Annotated in this window: 18 protein-coding genes; 11 read left to right on the forward strand and 7 right to left on the reverse strand. The window is 68.0% G+C overall.

The window, feature by feature from the left end:
* Nucleotides 1-189: 189 nt before the first annotated feature.
* The 6 genes from recN to RIF23_RS04190 all read right to left on the reverse strand — a co-directional run bounded on the left by recN (nucleotide 190) and on the right by RIF23_RS04190 (nucleotide 5,601).
* Nucleotides 190-1,887: a DNA repair protein RecN gene (recN, locus tag RIF23_RS04165; protein WP_310910957.1), complete on the reverse strand. Its 1,698-nt coding sequence runs from the start codon at nucleotides 1,885-1,887 to the stop codon at nucleotides 190-192.
* 36 nt (nucleotides 1,888-1,923) lie between these two features.
* Complete coding sequence (locus RIF23_RS04170; protein ID WP_310911259.1) at nucleotides 1,924-2,877, reverse strand: NAD kinase; 954 nt, start codon at nucleotides 2,875-2,877, stop codon at nucleotides 1,924-1,926.
* Nucleotides 2,878-3,150: 273 nt separating this feature from the next.
* Nucleotides 3,151-3,960 carry a TlyA family RNA methyltransferase gene (locus RIF23_RS04175; protein ID WP_310910958.1) on the reverse strand — a complete coding sequence of 270 codons (810 nt, stop codon included), beginning with the start codon at nucleotides 3,958-3,960 and terminating at the stop codon, nucleotides 3,151-3,153.
* A 3-nt stretch (nucleotides 3,961-3,963) separates the two neighbouring features.
* Nucleotides 3,964-4,188, reverse strand: coding sequence for a hypothetical protein (locus RIF23_RS04180; RefSeq protein ID WP_310910959.1), 225 nt, complete (start codon nucleotides 4,186-4,188; stop codon nucleotides 3,964-3,966).
* A gap of 32 nt (nucleotides 4,189-4,220) precedes the next feature.
* Complete coding sequence (locus RIF23_RS04185; protein ID WP_310910960.1) at nucleotides 4,221-5,258, reverse strand: hypothetical protein; 1,038 nt, start codon at nucleotides 5,256-5,258, stop codon at nucleotides 4,221-4,223.
* A gap of 136 nt (nucleotides 5,259-5,394) precedes the next feature.
* Nucleotides 5,395-5,601, reverse strand: coding sequence for a hypothetical protein (locus RIF23_RS04190; RefSeq protein ID WP_310910961.1), 207 nt, complete (start codon nucleotides 5,599-5,601; stop codon nucleotides 5,395-5,397).
* A 204-nt stretch (nucleotides 5,602-5,805) separates the two neighbouring features.
* Between RIF23_RS04190 and RIF23_RS04195 the strand changes: the two genes are divergently transcribed.
* From RIF23_RS04195 to RIF23_RS04235, 9 genes are all read left to right on the forward strand, one after another.
* Complete coding sequence (locus RIF23_RS04195) at nucleotides 5,806-6,777, forward strand: bifunctional adenosylcobinamide kinase/adenosylcobinamide-phosphate guanylyltransferase (RefSeq protein WP_310910962.1); 972 nt, start codon at nucleotides 5,806-5,808, stop codon at nucleotides 6,775-6,777.
* A complete protein-coding gene (locus tag RIF23_RS04200) occupies nucleotides 6,774-7,595 on the forward strand; it encodes an adenosylcobinamide-GDP ribazoletransferase (protein ID WP_310910963.1) in 822 nt (273 codons plus the stop codon). The genes RIF23_RS04195 and RIF23_RS04200 overlap by 4 nt, the downstream gene beginning before the upstream one ends.
* Before the next feature lie 296 nt (nucleotides 7,596-7,891).
* Nucleotides 7,892-9,382 (forward strand): leucyl aminopeptidase, encoded by a 1,491-nt coding sequence (locus RIF23_RS04205; RefSeq protein ID WP_310910964.1) that lies wholly within the window; start codon nucleotides 7,892-7,894, stop codon nucleotides 9,380-9,382.
* A 102-nt stretch (nucleotides 9,383-9,484) separates the two neighbouring features.
* The gene (lpdA, locus tag RIF23_RS04210; protein ID WP_310910965.1) at nucleotides 9,485-10,861 is read left to right on the forward strand and encodes a dihydrolipoyl dehydrogenase; all 1,377 of its coding nucleotides are present in this window, start codon (nucleotides 9,485-9,487) and stop codon (nucleotides 10,859-10,861) included.
* A gap of 151 nt (nucleotides 10,862-11,012) precedes the next feature.
* Entirely contained in the window at nucleotides 11,013-12,509 is a 1,497-nt protein-coding gene (sucB, locus tag RIF23_RS04215; protein ID WP_310910966.1) for a 2-oxoglutarate dehydrogenase, E2 component, dihydrolipoamide succinyltransferase, read from the forward strand.
* A 120-nt stretch (nucleotides 12,510-12,629) separates the two neighbouring features.
* The gene (locus RIF23_RS04220; protein ID WP_310910967.1) at nucleotides 12,630-13,553 is read left to right on the forward strand and encodes a TIGR01777 family oxidoreductase; all 924 of its coding nucleotides are present in this window, start codon (nucleotides 12,630-12,632) and stop codon (nucleotides 13,551-13,553) included.
* Nucleotides 13,550-14,287: a lipoyl(octanoyl) transferase LipB gene (gene lipB, locus RIF23_RS04225; RefSeq protein ID WP_310910968.1), complete on the forward strand. Its 738-nt coding sequence runs from the start codon at nucleotides 13,550-13,552 to the stop codon at nucleotides 14,285-14,287. Before RIF23_RS04220 ends, lipB begins: the two co-directional genes overlap by 4 nt.
* Nucleotides 14,288-14,343: 56 nt before the next feature.
* Entirely contained in the window at nucleotides 14,344-15,285 is a 942-nt protein-coding gene (gene lipA, locus RIF23_RS04230) for a lipoyl synthase (protein WP_310910969.1), read from the forward strand.
* An 88-nt stretch (nucleotides 15,286-15,373) separates the two neighbouring features.
* Nucleotides 15,374-16,102 (forward strand): DUF4191 domain-containing protein, encoded by a 729-nt coding sequence (locus RIF23_RS04235; protein WP_310910970.1) that lies wholly within the window; start codon nucleotides 15,374-15,376, stop codon nucleotides 16,100-16,102.
* 56 nt (nucleotides 16,103-16,158) lie between these two features.
* On the opposite strand, the gene RIF23_RS04240 is transcribed toward RIF23_RS04235, so the two are convergent.
* Entirely contained in the window at nucleotides 16,159-16,611 is a 453-nt protein-coding gene (locus RIF23_RS04240) for an RDD family protein (RefSeq protein ID WP_310910971.1), read from the reverse strand.
* 254 nt (nucleotides 16,612-16,865) lie between these two features.
* Here RIF23_RS04240 and glnA point away from each other — a divergent pair, with 254 nt between their 5' ends.
* Both glnA and RIF23_RS04250 read left to right on the forward strand, forming a co-directional pair.
* A complete protein-coding gene (gene glnA, locus RIF23_RS04245; protein ID WP_310910972.1) occupies nucleotides 16,866-18,290 on the forward strand; it encodes a type I glutamate--ammonia ligase in 1,425 nt (474 codons plus the stop codon).
* Between the two features lie 443 nt (nucleotides 18,291-18,733).
* A complete protein-coding gene (locus RIF23_RS04250) occupies nucleotides 18,734-19,102 on the forward strand; it encodes a hypothetical protein (RefSeq protein ID WP_310910973.1) in 369 nt (122 codons plus the stop codon).
* Nucleotides 19,103-19,219 lie beyond the last annotated feature (117 nt).

Raw genomic sequence — 19,219 nt, forward strand, 5'->3', positions numbered from 1 at the left:
CGCACCTGTGCCGGCATGGCCCGTGCCCAACGCCCCGGGACATCGCGCCGAGAAAGTGCCCGGGGAACAGCGGTGTGTGCGAGGTTGGAGCAGATAGTGTTGCTGCGGGGTGAGCCCTACGGGCCTTGGTCCGGTCCCCGAGGCCCCTCCCCCGGGTGTTCGCCACCACCGCGGTTCACACGCGTGGATCTAGGCTTCGCCACCGTTGGCGGCGGCGAGCAGTTCCTCCGCATGCGCGCGCCCCAGTTCGGAGTCCTCCAGCCCGGCCAGCATGCGGGCGAGCTCGCGGCGCCTCCCCTCGCGGTCGAGGCGGTGAATCCCACTTTCGGTGACGAGACCGTCATTGGATTTCTCCACCACGAGGTGGGCGTCCGCGAACGCGGCTACCTGGGGAAGATGGGTAACCACGATCACCTGTGCGGTCCGCGCGAGTTGGGCCAACCGGCGACCGATCTCCACGGCGGCCTTTCCCCCAACTCCCGCATCAACCTCGTCGAAAACGAACGTGGGCACCGGGTCGGCGCCGGCAAAAACCACCTCGATCGCCAGCATCACGCGGGATAGTTCCCCACCCGAGGCGCCCTTCTGGAGTGGCAGTGGGGGGGCGCTCGGATGCGCCGCGAGCTGCACCTCCACCTCGTCGCGCCCCTGCGGACCGAACTCGCTCCCCGTGGTCACCTGCACCGATACCGAGGCGTGTGGCATCGCCAGGGCCCGCAGCTCCGCGGTCACCGCCTCGCCGAACCGCTGGGCCGCGTCGCCGCGCAGCCGGCTGAGAGTGTCGGCCTGGTCCGTCAGCCGCTGGGCCAGGGTGTCCCGTTCGGTCTGGAGCTCGGCGATGCGTTCGTCGTCGCCCTCGAGGTCGGCGAGGCGCGCGGAGGCATTCTCCGCCCAGGAGAGTACCTCGTCGACGGACGCACCGTACTTGCGCATCAGCTGACCCAGTTCGGCACGTCGCTCCTGCACCGCCGCGAGACGGGCGGGGTCGGCTTCCACCGACTCCGCGTAGGAGGCGAGTTCGGTGGCCGCGTCGGAGAGTACATAACTCACCTCGTCGAGCCGGTCCGCGACCGCCGCGAGTGCAGCGTCATGCTCGCGCACCGCCGTCAGCGCCTGCCGGGCCGTGGCCAGGATCCCGACCACGTCCGCGTCGATCTCGGCGGCGGGATCGCCCACCAGGCCCGCATGCGCGGTTGTCGCCGCGATGCGCAGCTCCTCGGCGTGGGCCAACCGCTGCTCCTCGGCCTCGAGTTCACTGTCCTCGCCGGGTTTCGGGTCGGCAGCGGTGATCTCCTCAACCCCGAACCGCAGGAGGTCGACTTCCTGGCGACGTTCCTGCGCGCGGGTGGTCAGCTCGTCGAGCGCCTCCTGGACCTCACGGTGGCGCCGGTAGGTCGTGGCGTACTCGGCGAGGGCAGTGCGCAGCTCTGGTCCAGCGTAACGATCCAACGCGGACCGTTGCCGGTCGGTGCGCAGCAACCGATGCTGATCAGACTGGCCGTGCACGGCGACCAGTTCGTCGGCGAGCATGGCGAGCGTACTCACGGGAGTGGACCGGCCTCCGAGCGTGGCGCGGGATCGGCCCTCGGCGGAGACGGTTCGGGCGATGATCAGTTCCCCGTCCTCGACCGCCCCACCGGCCTCGGCCACTCGCTCGGCCGTGCGACCGTCGCCGGGGACAGTCAGCCGCCCCTCGACCAGCGCCCGCTCGGCGCCGGGCCGGATCCGGCGCGGATCGGCGCGCCCTCCGAACAGCAGCCCGAGCCCGGTAACCACCATGGTCTTACCGGCACCGGTCTCTCCTGTGACGACAGTCAGCCCCGGAGACAGCTCCAGCACCGCCTCGTCGATCACACCCAGGCGTTCTATTCGGACTTCCTCGAGCACCGGCCCTCCTGCTCCCGCTGTCGCTGGCGCGTGGGACTACGCGTCGTCACGCCACTCTGCGCGGCCACGCCAGCCGGCCACAGGCAGCCCGAACTTCGCGACAAGCCGGTCGGTGAACGCTGCCGTTCGCAGCCGGGCCAACCGTACCGGCATCTCTCCGCGCGACACCTCGATTCGTGCCCCGGCCGGCAATTCGACCATACGACGTCCATCACACCAGAGCACCCCATCGGCCGTGTCGGGGAGCACCTCCAATGCAACGGTGCGACTCGGTGAAATGACGAAGGGTCCGGCAAACAGTGCATGCGCCGCGATGGGAACCACCAGCATTGCCTCCACCTCCGGCCACACGATGGGGCCACCGGCCGAGAAGGCATGGGCGGTGGATCCGGTTGGCGTGGCGCACACCACACCGTCACACCCCCACCGGGAGAGGGGACGACCGTCCACCTCCAAAACCATCTCCAGCATCCGGCGTGCCGCGGCCTTCTCCAGCGTGGCCTCATTGAGCGCCCAGGTTCGCGCCGTGGGGGTGTCATGGGAACGTCCACCGTTGTAGACGACGACGTCCAGCGTCATCCGTTCCTCGACGTTGTAGTCCTGGTCCACCACGCTGTGCACAGTGGCGGTGATGTCTTCCCGCTCGGCCTCGGCGAGGAAGCCGATGTGCCCGAGATTGACCCCGAGCAGGGGGGCGCCGGACCCCCGCACCATCTCCGCCGCCCGCAGCAGCGTCCCATCGCCGCCCAGCACCATGACCAGTTCCACCCCGTCGGCCACACTGGCACCGGCTCCGGTCGGCACCGGCTCCACGGGCTTCAGGTCGATACCGGAGCGCTTCAGGTCCAGCAGCTCCGATTCCAGCATCCGTACCGTCATGCCGGCCTCGGTCAGCCGCTGGTGAACCAACTGCACGCTGCGCAGTGCCGCCCGCCGCCCCGTATGCGCCAACAGCAGGATCCGTCGGCATGACGTCTCTCGCTCCGCCACCCCCGAGACCCCGGCAGCATCTGGTGCAGCCGTGTCGGTGTGTACGTCACCCTCTGCTGTTCCGGCTCCGTGCCCGCCCGCGTCCACCTGCACCTGCCCGCCTGGTCCCGATGTCGGCACTCCCACTCCTTCTGCGTCCCCGGTATCCGCCTGGTGACCGCCTACACGACCGTGGCCCACGGTGCGGCGCCGTTGAGCACGCGTGTCGCTGCGGGCACGTCCCGCACCGGCCAGGGTGTGGCCTGCCGGGAACACGAGCACGATCCCAGCGTCTCACTGTGGACCGGTGGCGACAGCCCGGTCCAGGTCCTGCTCCCGGAGCGGTCCGGCACCGTCGGCACGTTCGGCGAACCAGACCAGATACTCCACGTTTCCGGACGGCCCCGGCAGGGGGCTCGCCGTCACGCCCCGCACCCCGAGCCCCAGCTCCGCGGCGGCACGCGCCACCTGCCGCACCGCACTCGCGCGCAGTTCGGGGTCGCGGACAACCCCTCGGGCTCCCACCTGCTCCCTGCCCACCTCGAACTGTGGTTTGACCAGCAGAACATAGTCAGCCCGTGGTCGTGCGCACCGGTGCAGGGCGTCGAGGACCAGGCGCAAGGAGATGAAGGACAGGTCCGCGACGACGAGATCCACCGGGTCGCCCACCTGACCCGGATCCAGATCACGAACGTTGCACCGCTCCAGCACCGTCACCCGGGGGTCCGAACGCAGTGACCAGTCCAGCTGCCCGTACCCCACATCCACCGCCACCACGTGCGCGGCACCGCGCCGCAACAGCACATCCGTGAAACCACCGGTACAGGCGCCGGCGTCGAGACACCTGCGTCCCACAACGGGAAATTCGAAGGCCGACAGCGCGCCGAGCAGCTTATGCGCGCCACGGGACACATACTGTGGCTGTGCGCTGTCCTCGGCCGAGACGACGACCGGCTGATCCAGGCGGACCTGAGTGGCGGCCTTGGTGGCCACCACACCGTTGACCCGGACCCGCTGCTGTTCGATGAGCTCCGCGGCGGCGGAACGCGAGCGCGCGTAGCCACGCCGGACGAGTTCGGCATCCAGTCGGCTGAGCCTGGGCATCGGTCAGGTGTCCGTCCCAGGACCGGAGCGATCCTCGACCTCGGACAGGGCGTCGACGAGATGTCGGTGGATTTCGTCGAACACCGCCACATGGTCAGCCGTGGGACGGTTCCCGAGCTCCGCGAGGCGCTCGCGGGTAGCGCGTGTCACGGATCCGTCGGTGTTGGCCGACTCCTGTTCCACCCCGTCCCGCACCGGGCATCCACCTTCCTGGCTCGTCGTCGCCACCAGGGGCGCTCCGGGCACCAACCTACCTGGACTCAGGTTGAGTCAGCGTCGCCGCGGGATCCGGAGGCACCCGTGCCGCCGGATCCGCCTGCCTGCCCGCTGCGCTTGCCCGTCCCCTTCGTGGAGCGGGCCTTTCCACTCGATGCGGTCGTCGACTTCGCCTTGGTTGAGCGATTCTTACCGCCGGTAGCGCGCTTTGCCTGCTTCGCGCCCGCGGCCGTGGAGGTGGTCGCCGAGGATCCCGAACTGGCCTCGCCGTGAGCCTCCTGGGTTGTTTGCGTGGCCGTGGCGGCTGCCGACGTGGGCGTGGCTTGCGTCGCAGCGGCCGTGTCGCCCCGATCGGTTCCCTCCGCATTGGTGGCGGAGTCTGTGTCGGGTGTACCGGCCGCCGTGGTTGTGCTGACGGCACCGGAGGTGCTCCCCGGGGAGGCTCCATCCACCCGGGTTGTCGGAGTCGCTTCCTGTTCCGGTCCGGTTGCGACGCCAGCCGGAGTCTGGCCCGTGGTGGTTCCGGCTGTGGGTTCCCCGGCGCTTTCGCCCGCGGTGGCTGTCGCCTGTGGATGCTGTACGTGCTGCGGATGGTCGACGACGGGGTTCTCGGCGGCACGATGCTGCGGGACACCGGCGACCGCATTCCCCACACCCGCCCCCAGACCATCCGTGGTACCCACGTTCCGGGCCGCAGCCCCGGCACCGGATGGGCGTGTGGCGAGACGTCGTTCCAGATCGGCGATCCGTCGCACGGCCCGTTCGTACTCGGCACGCGGGACGACATCCAGGTGCGCGACCTGGCGGCTCACCTCCTGCTCGATGAGTTCCGTCAACCGAGCTCGGTTGTACGCGCTGGTCTCCACGAGCTGCGCGGCGAGGGTTTGGATCTCCTTGCCCGTGCGCCCGCCGACGGGGCTGGGTTCCCGGTTCTCGTCCGTACCCTGCTCCCCAGCACCGGATCCGGCCGCCTGCTGACTCTCGCGCAGCAGTGTTCGGGCCGCCGCCACGGCCCGCTTACGGGTGAGTTCGGTGAACCCACTGGCGGCGTCGAGATAGGTCCGAACCACGTCGATCACCATGAGCCGTGCACTCCTCCGTTAGCTGCGAACTCTCCCGGTGGCACGACGCTATCGCCGACAGCGCCCCGCATGGGCCCGATCACCGCAAGGAACATCCCGAGAGAAACAGGTGGGAGCGCACCCGTCCCGGGCCCACCTACTCGGCGGCGAGGCTCATGGTGTAGACGACCGTGTCATCATCCTGCACCAGTGTGACGTGGGACGCACCGGCCTCGGCGAGGTCCTGCCAGTTCTCCCCCAGCCAAGTCTCGGCGTCCCCCCGCGAGGGAAACGTCTCGGTGTTGATCTCCCCCAGATCCAGTACCTGGCCGTCGCTGCCTGCACACCGCCACGTCCACGCCATGAGCCATCCCTGTCCGTCTCGACACATCCCGGGGTGTCGAGCCTAACGTGTGGACGTCGGTGAGCTTCGGTGCACACATGCTGTTTACTGTCGACCGTGCGTATTCGACTGTCCGGAACCGGAGGAAGCTCCGGTTGGCCGGCCCCCAGATGCCGATGTGCCTCCTGCCGGCACGCGGAGTCCAACCGGCGGGCACCGACATATGTGACGGTGGACGACACCTTCGTTCTCCCAGACCCGGCGAGCCACAGTGTGCCCAGGGTCCCGGACGGATACACGGTCGAGCCGATCGACCACGGAACCCTGGTCTGCGGTCCCGAGGGGGACCGGCTGTTGTACGCCCATGCCTCCCCGGTCTGCGCGGCCGCCGACCAGGTCGACATGGTTCTGGTCGACGTGGTGACGAGCCCGAGCGTGACCGGTGCGCTACGCCGGTGTGGCGTGGTGGGCACCAGCACCGCGGTTATCGGCCTCGGTGGGGACCACCGGGTGCCCTCCCCACAGGAGCTGGAACGCCGGGGACGGATGTGGGGGGCACTGATCGCCTCAGACAACCAGGAACTCCGGTGCCCGCCCACGGCGTGGCCCCCACCCCGCACCCGAGGGCCGCGCCGCACCCTGGTCCTCGGCGGTGCCCGGTCCGGCAAATCCGCCGAGGCGGAGCTGCGGCTCCAAGCCGAACCGGAGGTGACCTACGTGGCCACCGGGCCGCTCCCGAGCGCGGACGACCCGGCCTGGCAGCAGCGGGTGGCACTGCATCGGCAGCGCCGTCCGGACTGGTGGCGCACCGAGGAGACCCTGGACGTGGCCGGCCTGCTGGCTACCAGCACCGGCGCTATCCTTCTGGACGGTCTGGGCAGCTGGCTCGCGGCCACCATGGACAACTGTGGGATCTGGCGCGAGGAGACGGGGCCGAACGCGGTCGGGGCGGGAGCACCTCCCCCCGAAGCGGCCACGGCGGAAGTGTGGCGGCGGGTGGAGGAGCTGGCAGAGGCCTGGCGTCAGACCCGCGCCAACGTCGTGGCCGTCAGTGACGAGGTCGGCTGGGGCGTGGTCCCCGCCACCGCCAGCGGGGGGCTATTCCGAGACTGGTTGGGCCGCCTCAACGAGAGACTCGCCCACGAATCTGAGGAGGTCCTCCTCACGGTGGCCGGTCGTGTGCTGGAGCTGTCGTGACCGCGGCGTGGGGCGCGGGGCTACGTCTGGCTGTGGGAACACTGACCGTGTTTCCGGTGCGTCCTGTGGACGTGAACCGCACTGTGGCGGGCTGGGCCATGCTCTTCGCGCCCCTGGCCGGGCTACTTCTGGCGGTGGCATCCGGAATCCTCCTCGGCGGGCTGCTGGCGGTGGGAACCTCCCCCCTGCTGGCCGCTGTCCTGACACTCGGACTCCTCACCGTGCTGACGCGCGGCCTGCACCTGGACGGGCTTGCCGACCTCGCGGACGGGCTGGGCAGCGCGCGCCCCGCCGAGCAGGCCGTGGACATCATGCGACGTTCCGACATCGGGCCGTTCGGCGTGCTCTCCCTGATCTTCACTGTGGCGATCCAGGCAGCCGCACTGAGCCACATCGCGGCCCTGGGAACAGTCACCGTGGCCGGGGCCCTGGGGGGCGCTGTGATCTCCGGACGCCTTGCAGTGACCTGGACGTGCCGCCGGGGCGTACCCGCGGGACGCGCTGAGGGACTGGGGGCGATGGTCGCGGAGTCGGTGTCTGCGCGCGGAGCTGGAACCGTCGTGGTCCTGGTGCTCCTGGGGTGTTCCATGGTTGGAGCGCTGGCAACCACCGTGGGGACCACTCCGGTGGGAACAGTGTGGATGTCGGTGGTGCTACCGCTGGCCAGCCTTGGCGGCCTGGCGACAGCCGAGGCGTTGCGTCGCCACGCGGTACGCCGCCTGGGGGGGATCACCGGAGATGTCCTCGGCGCCGTGTGCGAAGTCGCCACAACCGCCACCCTGGTCCTGAGCGCGGTGCTGCTGTCCTGGATCCCATGAGTGTCACCGGCCCGGGCACGCGGTCCCGCCCGCACAGGTCACGGCCATCGGCCAGAACCCGGTGGTGCTGTCGCCGACCTCACACCCGGCCGGGACAGCGCCTGCACAGCCAGCTGAAGCGGCTCGGACACACGGGGCCACTGGTTCCATCGATCACACGAAAAACCCGCCCTACGCACGCCCAGAAGAACGACGAAAATTCTCCCGACAGCCACTTTCGGCATTCCTTCGGCATGGCGAGCGTTGTCGGGACGTCGCGTGTCCACTCGGGATGCGCACGGACTAGCATCGGGGGCGTGAGCACCACGTCAGTCACCCAACAGTCCCCCGTCACCATCGCTGCCGACGCCGTCGTGGTCGGCTACTACACAACGGATACCGGCCTGGAGCCAGCCCCCGGCGCCGAACCCGTGGACGCCTCCGTCACCGGCGGGCTCTCCGCGGCCCTCACGACCCTCGGCGCCGACGGTAGCGAAGGTTCCGTGCACGCCGTACCCAGTCTGGGATCCACCACCGCACCGCAGATCCTCGCGGTCGGCCTGGGCGCCCGCCCCACCGACGCATCCGCTCCGGAGCGGGATGTGTTGCGGCGGGCCGCCGGTGCGGCCCTGCGGGCCATCAGTGGCCCCCGCACGACCGTAGCCCTGGCCCTGCCGAGCGCCACCGCTGTCGATGCCGAAGCGGTGGCCCTGGGCGCGCTGCTGGGCAACTACTCCTTCCAGCGCTACCGCGGCACGGAGACACCGACGACCGAATCGCTGCGGATCATCAGCACCGCCGAGGGCGCCAAGGCGGCCGTTGAGCACGGTCAGACCGTGGCCGAGGCGGTCTCGTTGGCGCGGGATCTGGTCAACACCGCACCCGCCGATCTCGTTCCGGAGGACTTCGCGGGGGTCGCGGAACAGTGCGCCCGCGAGTACGGCCTGGAGATCGACATTCTCGATGAACAGGCCCTCGCCGAGCAGGGCTATGGCGGCCATGTCGGGGTCGGGCAGGGTTCGGTCAACCCGCCCCGCCTGGTGCGCCTGTCCTACACGCATCCCGCGGCCACAGCCACACTGGCCTTCGTGGGTAAGGGCATCACCTTCGACAGTGGTGGCCTGTCCCTCAAGCCCAGCAACGCCATGGACTGGATGAAGTCGGACATGGGCGGCGCCGCGGCCGCGTTGGGGGCGATACGGGCCATCGCCGCGGCCCAGACCAAAGTCAATGTGGTCTGCTATCTGGCCTTGGCCGAGAACATGCCCAGTGGCACCGCACAACGCCCCTCGGACGTCATCACCATCTACGGCGGACGCACGGTCGAGGTGATGAACACCGACGCGGAAGGGCGACTGGTGCTTGCCGACGCCCTGGTCCGCGCGCAGGAGGACCACCCGGACCTCATCGTGGACGTGGCCACACTGACCGGGGCCCAGCTCGTAGCCCTGGGGACCCGCGTGTTCGGAATCATGGCCAACGACGATGACGTTCGCAGTGCCGTTGCCACGGCCGCCGCGGACGCCGGGGAAGGGGCCTGGCCGATGCCGCTGCCCGAGGAGCTTCGCAAGGGTCTGGACTCCACGGTTGCCGACATTGCCAACGTGTCCGGAGATCGGTGGGGTGGCATGCTCGCCGCGGGGGTGTTCCTCCGGGAGTTCATCGCCGAGGGCGTGCCGTGGGCCCACCTCGACATCGCCGGGCCGGCCTTCAACCAGGGCGAGGCCTATGGCTACACGCCCAAGGGCGGAACCGGTGCAGCGACCCGCACGCTCGTGCGTGTCGCCGACGCCTATGCCGCGGACTGACCCGACCGTTTCCGGTGGTGACCGCTGTGGTGGCCGCCGGCAGCCGTGGCCGAATAAGCGACACAACCCGACATGAAACACGACATAAGGAGTGTCAACCCCGTGAGTGAGAGCGGCGGCACCTTCGACCTCGTCATCCTGGGCGGCGGCAGCGGCGGCTATGCGGCGGCCATCCGTGCTGCGGAACTGGACATGAGCGTCGCGCTGATCGAGAAGGACAAGCTCGGCGGCACATGCCTGCACTACGGCTGCATCCCGACCAAGGCCCTGCTGCACTCGGCGGAGGTCGCCGACAACACCCGCGAGAGCGAGTCCCTGGGCGTTCAGGCCACCTTCCAGGGCATCGACATGGCCGCCGTGCACAAGTACAAGGACAAGATCATCAGTGGCACCCACAAGGGGTTGTCCGGGCTGATCTCAGGGCACGGCATCACCGTTGTCGAGGGTGAGGGCAAGCTCACCGCCCCCAATCAGGTCACCGTGAACGGTGCCGTGTACGAGGGGCGCAACATCCTGTTGGCCACCGGTTCGGCACCCAAGACGCTCGGGCTCGACATCGACGGCACCAAGGTCATCACCAGTGAGGAGGCGCTACGGCTGGACCGGGTACCCGCCTCCATGATCGTGCTCGGTGGCGGGGTCATCGGGGTCGAGTTCGCGAGTGTGTACCGCTCCTACGGAGCGGAGGTCACGGTCGTCGAGGCCCTTCCCCACCTGGTTCCCACTGAGGAGGAGTCCAGTTCCAAGCTGTTGGAGCGGGCGTTCCGCCGGCGGGGCATCAAGTACGAGCTGGGGACCCCGTTCGAGAGCGTGAAGACGACGGACAACGGTGTCAGTGTCTCCCTTCAGGGTGGAAAGTCCCTGGAGGCGGAGGTTCTGCTGGTTGCCGTGGGACGGGGCCCGGTCTCCACCGGCCTGGGCTACGAGGAGGCCGGCATTCGGATGGACCGGGGCCTGGTGCAGGTCGACGAAAACCTGCACACGGGTATCGGGAACATCTACGCCGTCGGTGACCTCACCCCGGGGCCACAGCTGGCGCACGTGGGCTTCGCCGAAGGCATCTATGTGGCCGAGCAGATCGCCGGCCTGAACCCGGTTCCGATCGACTACGACGGCGTGCCCCGCATCACCTACTGCGAGCCCGAGGTCGCCTCGGTGGGGCTGACCACGACGGAAGCCCAGCGGCGGGGCTACGAGACGACCGAGTACACGTTCAACCTGGCCGGGCTCGGCAAGGCCAAGATCCTCGGCACCCAGGGCGCGGTCAAGGTGATCTCGGCCAAGGACGGACCGGTCCTCGGAGTCCACATGGTGGGTAGCCGGGTTGGCGAGCTCATCGCCGAGGGACAGCTGATCTACAACTGGGAAGCCCTCCCCGCGGAGGTCGCCCAGTTGATCCACCCGCACCCGACCATGTCCGAGGCACTGGGCGAAGCACACCTCGCCCTCGCCGGAAAGCCGCTCCACACGCACGACTGACCGAGGGTGTTGAAGTGGGTGCGGGCACACGGCGGTGTGTGTGCCCGCATCCGGAGCATTCGTCCGGCCGCCGGCCTACGCCCTGGAGTGGTTCAACCGAGCGCTTCCGGGCCGCTGTCCCGGAACGACGCGAACACACCCGACCGAACCCATGCAAGAGGAAACCATGTCCACTCCGATCAAACTTCCGAACCTCGGCGAGAGCATCACCGAAGGAACGGTCACGCAATGGTTGAAGCGTGAGGGCGACTCTGTCGAGGTCGACGAGCCCCTCCTGGAAGTGTCCACCGACAAGGTCGACACCGAGATCCCGTCCCCGGCCGCGGGTGTCCTCACCAAGATCCTGGTCAACGAGGACGAAACGGTCGAGGTGGGCGCCGAGATCGCCATGATCGGCTCGGCGACCGACGACGCCCCTGCCGATTCCGCTGCCAGCGCCCAGCCAGCCACCGAGCCCGCGGCTGCTCAGGCCCCGGCGCAGCCGGAACCCCAGCAGCAGTCCCCGGAGCAGCCCGCACAGCCGGCCCAGCCCGCGCAGCCCGCACAGCCCGCCCAGCCCACTCCCGCCGCACCGGCCCAGCCGCAACCGGCCTCCGCCAGCGCACAACCGTCGACGAGCTCCCCGGCGGTGGACGTCGGGATGGTTAGCGGCACCTCCCCCGGCACCGACGCGGGCGGCCAGCCCGAGGGAGACGGAACGAGCGAGGCCTACGTCACTCCGCTGGTGCGCAAGCTCGCCGCCGAAAAGGGAGTCGACCTTGCCACGGTGCAGGGCACCGGAGTCGGAGGCCGCATCCGCAAGCAGGATGTTCTGGACGCGTCCCAGGCGCGCTCCGCTGCTTCTGCTTCTGCCGCGGCCGCATCGGCCTCCACGCCAGCCGCGGCCCCGGTACGGCCGAGCCCTGGCACACCGGACACCTCACTGCGGGGCCGCACCGAGCAGATGACCCGCCTGCGGCAGACCATAGCTGAGGGCATGGTCGAGTCCCAGCAGGTAGCTGCCCAGCAGACGCAGGTGATCGAGGTCGATGTCACCCGCATCGACCGACTGCGTGACCTCGCCCGCGGAGACTTCGAGTCTCGCGAGGGGGCGCGTCTGTCCTTCTTCCCGTTCTTTGCCCTGGCCACGGTCGAGGCTCTCAAACAGCACCCGAAACTCAACGCGGTGATCGACGGGGAGAAGAAGGAGGTCACCTACCACGCGGTGGAGAACCTCGGGATCACGGTGGACACCGATCGCGGGCTGCTGGCCAGCGTGATCAAGGACGCGGGTGATCTGAACTTGGGCGGGCTGGCCCGCAAGATCGCGGACCTGGCGACCCGCACCCGGTCCGGTGACCTGAGCCCCGATGAGCTGAGCGGGGGGACCTTCACACTGACCAATATCGGCCGGGTGGGGGCCCTCTTCGAAACACCGATCATCAATCAGCCTCAGGTCGGCATCCTGAGCGTCGGTGAGGTTGTGAAGCGACCGGTTGTCGTGGAGGACCAGCAGCTCGGCGAGGTCATCGCCGTGCGCTCCATGGTCTATCTGGCACTGAGCTACGACCAGCGTCTGATCGACGGAGACGACGCGGCCCGGTTCCTGGCCACAGTTCGGGAACGGCTCGAGGAAGGCGCGTTCGAAGCCGAACTCGGTCTGGGCTGAGACTGGGCATCCCGTGTCGCCAGGTGGGGTGGCTGGACGGTCACCCCACCCCCGGCCCGCTCCCCGTACCCGGAGAGTGGTGGGGAGTAGTCGTCCCGTCGAGTGGGTATCGCCGCCTCCATGAGAATCGCGATGACCGGCGCCTCGGGACTAATCGGATCGACCCTGGGTTCGTCCCTGACCGCTGACGGCCACGAGGTCCAGCGACTGGTGCGTCGCAGCGCACGCACCAGTGACGAAGTGGCGTGGGATCCGGGCCGGGGATACGTCGACACCGACAGCTTGGCTGGCGCTGATGCCGTCGTGCACCTCGCAGGTGCCCCGATCGGTCCACGACGCTGGACCAGTGCGTATAAGCGCCAGATTCTGGAGAGTCGCACCACTGGAACACGAACACTCGCGACTGCGCTCGCGACGATGCAAACTCCGGTGCCGCGCCTCCTGTCCGCCTCCGGGATCAGTGTGTACGGCGACTCCGGGGACCGTGTCGTCGACGAGGATTCCGACCGTGGCCGGGGATTCCTCCCCGAGGTGGTTCGCCTCTGGGAAGCGTCCACAGCGCCCGCCGAGGATGTGGGAATTTCGGTGGCGCACCTGCGTACCGCCGCCGTGTTGAGTACCGCGGGTGGCCTGCTGGGCACGATGCTTCCCCTGTTCCGACTGGGCCTGGGGGGCCGGCTTGGCACCGGCCGTCAGTACCTGAGTTGGATCGCCCTGGATGACCAGGTCGGTGCCATACGCTTCCTGCTGCATCACCCCGAACTGCGGGGGCCGATCAACCTGTGCTCGCCCGAACCCGTCACCAACACCGAATTCACCCGTTCCCTCGCCGCAGCCCTGCGGCGCCCCGCCCCCTTCGTGGTGCCCGCGCCAGCATTGCGTGCCGCGCTGGGACAGTGTGCCGAAGAGATGGCCCTGACCGGGCAACGGGCCCGCCCCAGTCGGCTTCTGGCTGCGGGATATTCCTTCTTGCTGCCGAATTTGGACTGTGCACTATCCGACATCCTCGCCCGACAGCGCACAGGCGTAGGCTGGGAGGCGTGAGTGAACTCGTATTCGCGTGGCTCGGCGAGGCGCCGCTGCCCTACCAGGAGGGCTGGGACTTGCAGCGCCGGCTGCACGCGCGTCGCGTTGCCGACGAGATCCCCGATATCTGCCTGCTGCTGCAACACGAACCGGTCTTCACGGCGGGTAAGCGCACCGGCTGGTGGGACCGGCCCATCGTGGACCCCGGAGCTCCCGTAGTTGATATTGACCGGGGTGGAAAGATCACCTGGCACGGACCGGGGCAGCTCACCGGCTACCCCTTGGTCAAACTCGCCGACCCGGTGGACGTGCTGGGACACGTGCGCAACCTCGAAGAGGCCATGCTGCGCACCCTGGCTGACTTCGGCCTGTCCGGGAAGCGGGTGGAGGGCCGTACTGGTGTGTGGCTGGAGGCGGATCCGGAGCATGGCCTCATGGAACGCAAGATCGGGGCGATCGGCTGCCGCGTGGCTCGTGGGGTCGGTATGCACGGTTTCGCCCTGAACTGCAACAATGATCTTTCCTGGTACAGCAGGATCGTGCCGTGTGGAATCCCCCCCGAGGAGGGTGGGGTCACCTCGTTGTCCGCGGAGCTGGGTCGGGAGGTGGAGGTGGCTGATGTGGTCCCGACCGTGGAACGGCATCTGGCCGCGGTGCTCGGTGCACACGAGCATCGCCACCATGACGGCGTGCCCGGCTGGGCCGACGCCGGACCGAGTTCGGATGAGCCGACCGAGCTCGCTGGCGCCTGAGACGGACACGCCGAACGGCACCACCCGAACAGGGATGTGGAAAGGATGGGTTGGCGTTGACCTCTGTCGCACCGGACGGACGTAAGCTCCTGCGGATCGAGGCCCGGAACAGCGAAACCCCGATCGAGAAGAAGCCACCCTGGATCAAGACCAGGATGCGGATGGGCCCTGAGTACACCAAACTGCGCTCACTCGTCCGCAGCGAGGGCCTGAATACCGTGTGTGAGCAGGCCGGGTGCCCGAATATCTACGAATGCTGGGAAGACCGGGAAGCCACTTTCCTCATCGGTGGCGACCAGTGCACGCGACGCTGCGATTTCTGCCAAATCGCGACCGGCAAGCCCAGCATGCTGGACCGCAAGGAGCCGATGAAGGTCGCCGACTCGGTGCGCACTATGGGGTTGCGCTATGCCACGGTGACCGGGGTCGCCCGCGATGATCTCGAGGATGGGGGTGCGTGGCTCTACGCCGAGACCGTCCGTAAGATCCACGAGCTGAACCCCGGCACGGGCGTGGAGCTCCTGATCCCGGACTTCGACGCCAAGGATGACCAGTTGGCCGAGGTGTTCGGCTCACGTCCGGAGGTGCTGGCGCACAACATCGAGACCGTACCCAGGATCTTCCGTCGGATCCGTCCCGGCTTCCGCTACGAACGCTCCCTGGAGGTGATCACCCGCGCCCGGGACGCTGGATTGGTCACCAAGTCCAACCTGATTCTGGGGATGGGTGAGGAGCGTCACGAGATCACCGAGGCGATGCGGGACCTGCACGAGGCCGGATGTGACCTGCTGACCATTACCCAGTATCTGCGCCCGTCCTCGCTGCACCATCCGATCGACCGCTGGGTCACCCCCGAGGAGTTCGCCGAACTCAACACCGAAGCCGAGGAGATCGGCTTCGCCGGCGTCATGTCTGGTCCCCTGGTGCGCTCCTCCTATCGTGCGGGGCGGTTGTACCGGCAGGCCATCGCCAAGCGCACCGAGGCCGGCCAGGCGTGAGACTCCGGCCCCACCGTGACCAAGGTGCAATCCGGGAGGCCCCGCGGGGCCTCCCGGGCACTGGCGTGTGGCCAATATCCTGGTGAACATGGCGAAGCAGTCCAAGGACACCAAGACGGGCAGCGCCCAGACCGGCGAGAAGAAGCCCGGCCGGCTCAAGCAGATCGGCATGATTGCGCGAATGCTGCACCGGCACAACAAGAAGAGTATCCCGCTCGCGGTTCTGGTCGCCGTGGTGGTGCTCGGCCTGGCCGTCCTTGGCGGAATTCTGACCGGGGCTGTGCTGTGGTGGACCCTGATGGGCGTCCCCATCGCGGTCCTGGCCGGTTTCATCGTGTTCAGCCGCAGTGCCCAGCGGATGCAGTACACCATGATGGAGGGGCACCTCGGCGCGGGCGGCATGATTCTGGACAACATGCGCGGCAACTGGTCGGTCAGCCTCGGGGTCAACGCCAACCGCAGCATGGATGTCGTCCACCGGGTGGTGGGCCGCCCTGGAGTCGTGCTCGTGGGCGAGGGTGATCCCGCACGCCTCAAGCAGCTCCTCCTCACGGAGAAGAAGCGTGTTTCTCGCGTGGCCCACAACACCCCGATCTACGAGCTCCAGGCGGGGACCGGTGCGGGGCAGATACCGATTTCCCAGCTTCAGCGCAAGCTGTTCAAGCTACCGCGGAACCTAAACAAGGCCGAGGTCACCGAGCTGAACTACCGGCTGAAGGCGATGCCGCCACCGGTACAGATGCCCAAGGGGCCAATGCCCAAGGGCGCGAAAATGCCGAAGATGCCCACCCCGAAGGAGCAGGGCGGACAGTCCTAGGGGTCGCCAGCAGGCCCTGGGGGCGTTCCGGGCCGCCGTCTCGGGTGCCGGCGGCCTCAGATCCGGGCGCTGACGGTTCCGGCGATCCGGTCGTGCAAGCCCCGCCGGTCCTGGTCGGTGATGGCAGCAGGTATCACCAGGCACAGGAGCAGAGTACGAACCACGAGGGCAGTCGGCCAGGGCAGGGCGCCGCCACCTGTCGATCCCATCCGGATGCCGACCACACGCTTGCCGACGGTACTTCCCACCAGCATCTGGAGGAGGACGGCCTGGATCGCGTAGACGGACAGCACGGCGTAACCGTAGCTGGCCGCGGCCGGGCTCAGCCCCAGAACCGTGTACACGACCACGCTGCACAGTCCCCAGTCGATCCCGAGAGCGATGAGGCGACGCCCCGTTCCGGCTACCGACCCGGGGCCGGTCTCGGGCATGCCCAGCCGCTGACCGGGATACTCCGAGTCGTCCACCGGGGCCGTGGGATCTGGATCGCGCGCGCCTTCGCCTGTCATACCCCCACGGTACTGCGCAGGGGCACACTCCCGTTCCCGGCCCCGATACCCACGCCCTGACCTGCACGAACGTCACGAGATCCAGGGCTGTATGCGACCTGGTGCGGACGTAACACGCGGGAAACACGCGAGACATGGTCGGGAAACGGCCTGGTCGTAGCGTTGTGGGCGAAGCCGTAAGGGAGCACGACCCCAGGGGCACAGCGTCGTTCACCCGGGTGCAGGGCTCCTCGTACATCGCACGGAGGTACGTCTTGTTCAGTAGCGCCCAGGAGCTCCTGGCCTATGTCCGGGAAAAGGACATCAAGTTCGTCGACGTTCGGTTCACCGACCTGTTCGGCTCGACGCACCACTTCTCCCTGCCCACCGAGGAGGTCGACGAGGGGGTCTTCGAGGAGGGCCTCATGTTCGACGGGTCCTCGATTCGGGGCTTCCAGGCGATTCACGAGTCCGACATGCTGTTGCTGCCGGACTTCTCCACCGCGGTGGTGGACCCCTTCCGCCAGCACCCGACACTGAACCTGACGTTCTTCGTTCACGACCCGTTCACCCGCGAGTCCTACAGCCGTGACCCGCGGAATGTCGCTCGCAAGGCCGAGGCCTACCTCCAGGGCACCGGGATTGCCGATACCGCGTTCTTCGGCCCCGAGCCCGAGTTCTACATTTTCGACGACATTCGGTTCGAGACGAAGGCCAACGCGAGCTTCTACTACATCGACTCGATCGAGGGCGCCTGGAACACCGGAACCGAGAACGGGAGCTCGAACCTTGGTTACCGTCCGCGGTACAAGGGCGGCTACTTCCCCGTCGAGCCGGTGGACCACTACAGCGACCTGCGTTCGACCATGGTGCGCAACCTGATCGACTCCGGGGTCCCGGCGGTGATGCAGCACCACGAGGTGGGCACCGCGGGCCAGGCTGAGATCAACTTCAAGTTCAGCACCCTGCTGTCCACCGCGGACAACGTGCAGCTGTACAAGTACATCGTCAAGAACACCGCCTATGCGGCTGGCAAGTCGGTGACCTTCATGCCCAAGCCGGTGTTCGGTGACAACGGCTCGGGCATGCACTGCCACCAGAGCCTGTGGAAGGACGGTGCCCCGCTGTTCTTCGACGAGTCCGGCTACGGGCAGCTGTCCGACACGGCGCGGTACTACATCGGTGGGCTGCTCGAGCACGCCCCGGCGCTGCTGGCCTTCACCAACCCGACGGTGAATTCCTTCCACCGCCTGGTTCCCGGCTACGAGGCCCCGATCAACCTGGTCTACTCGCAGCGTAACCGCTCGGCCTGCATCCGGATTCCGCTCACCGGAGCCAGTGCGAAGGCCAAGCGCATCGAGTTCCGGGTGCCGGACCCGGCCGCCAACCCCTACCTGGCGTTCTCCGCCATGCTGATGGCGGGTCTCGACGGGATCAAGAACAAGATCGAGCCGCGGGAACCGGTGGACAAGGACCTCTACGAGCTGCCGCCCGAGGAGGCCACCTCGATCCCCCAGGTTCCGGCCTCCCTGGACGACGCCCTGAACGCCCTGGAGAAGGACCACGAGTTCCTCCTCGAGGGTGGCGTCTTCACTGAGGACCTGATCGAGACCTACATCGACTACAAGCGCACCGAGGAGATCGACTCGCTGCGGCTGCGCCCGCACCCGCGCGAGTTCGAGCTGTACTACGACGTGTGATTTCACCTCGGAACGCACGTGGGGCCCGTGGCCGCGACTGGCGGCCACGGGCCCCACTACTGTCCAGCCGATTCCGGCGGATTCCGGAACCGGACGTTTCCGGTGCGTGGCTGTTCGCGCGTTCCCCCGCCCCCTGTGGGGCCAACCGTGCGCGCTGGGACACGTCGAGTCAGCGGGATATGCCCACTCCGAGCCCGCTCCCTGGACCGAGCGGGGGCGTTTCGGACGACAAGGAACATCCGCACCTGGACCGGATCGTCCTCGCCCAAATTTTCCGAAACAACGAACAAAAAGCGTTTACACAGCGCGTGAATATCAGTCCACACTAGTGTTGTGTTCACCAGAACATTCCTGCCAGCGCAAATAATTTTTCGAAACTTGCGCGTCTCAGGAATTCCTGGATGAAACAACTTACACAAACACATGTGGGATGGCTGATTTTCATGCGCATCACGACGTTCGCAACCCAGGCCGCGACCGTAGTCGCCAGTGGTCTGCTCCTGGTGGCCACCGCATCCCCGGCCGCGGGCGAGTCCGGACCGTCCGTCGCTCCGGAGAGCTCCACCTCGGCGTCCATGTCGAGCCTGGCGGAGTGTTCGGAGCACTATGCCAATACGGCCTACTGGGCCGACTGCGAGGGAGGAAGCCAGACCAGCCAAGCCCGGGTTGCCGGCCTGTGCGAACAAATCTGGGGTGGGCATAAGTGGCGCTACTCGCACTGGTACACGATCCCGGCCGGTGCCAGTGAGACCATCGGTGCTGGCTACGACTGCAATATCGCTGTGCACGACGCCAAGGTCGAGGTCCGATAGGCACGCGTGCTTCCGCAGCGGACGGAGCAGCCCTCGTTGGTCGCGTGGGTGGAGTCACCGAACCGGCGGCCTCACCCACGCACTCCCCGACGCCCGATCGCCGTTTTGGGTGGCCAG

It is taken from the genome of Lipingzhangella rawalii, from assembly GCF_031628175.1.
Classification (GTDB): domain Bacteria; phylum Actinomycetota; class Actinomycetes; order Streptosporangiales; family Streptosporangiaceae; genus Lipingzhangella_A; species Lipingzhangella_A rawalii.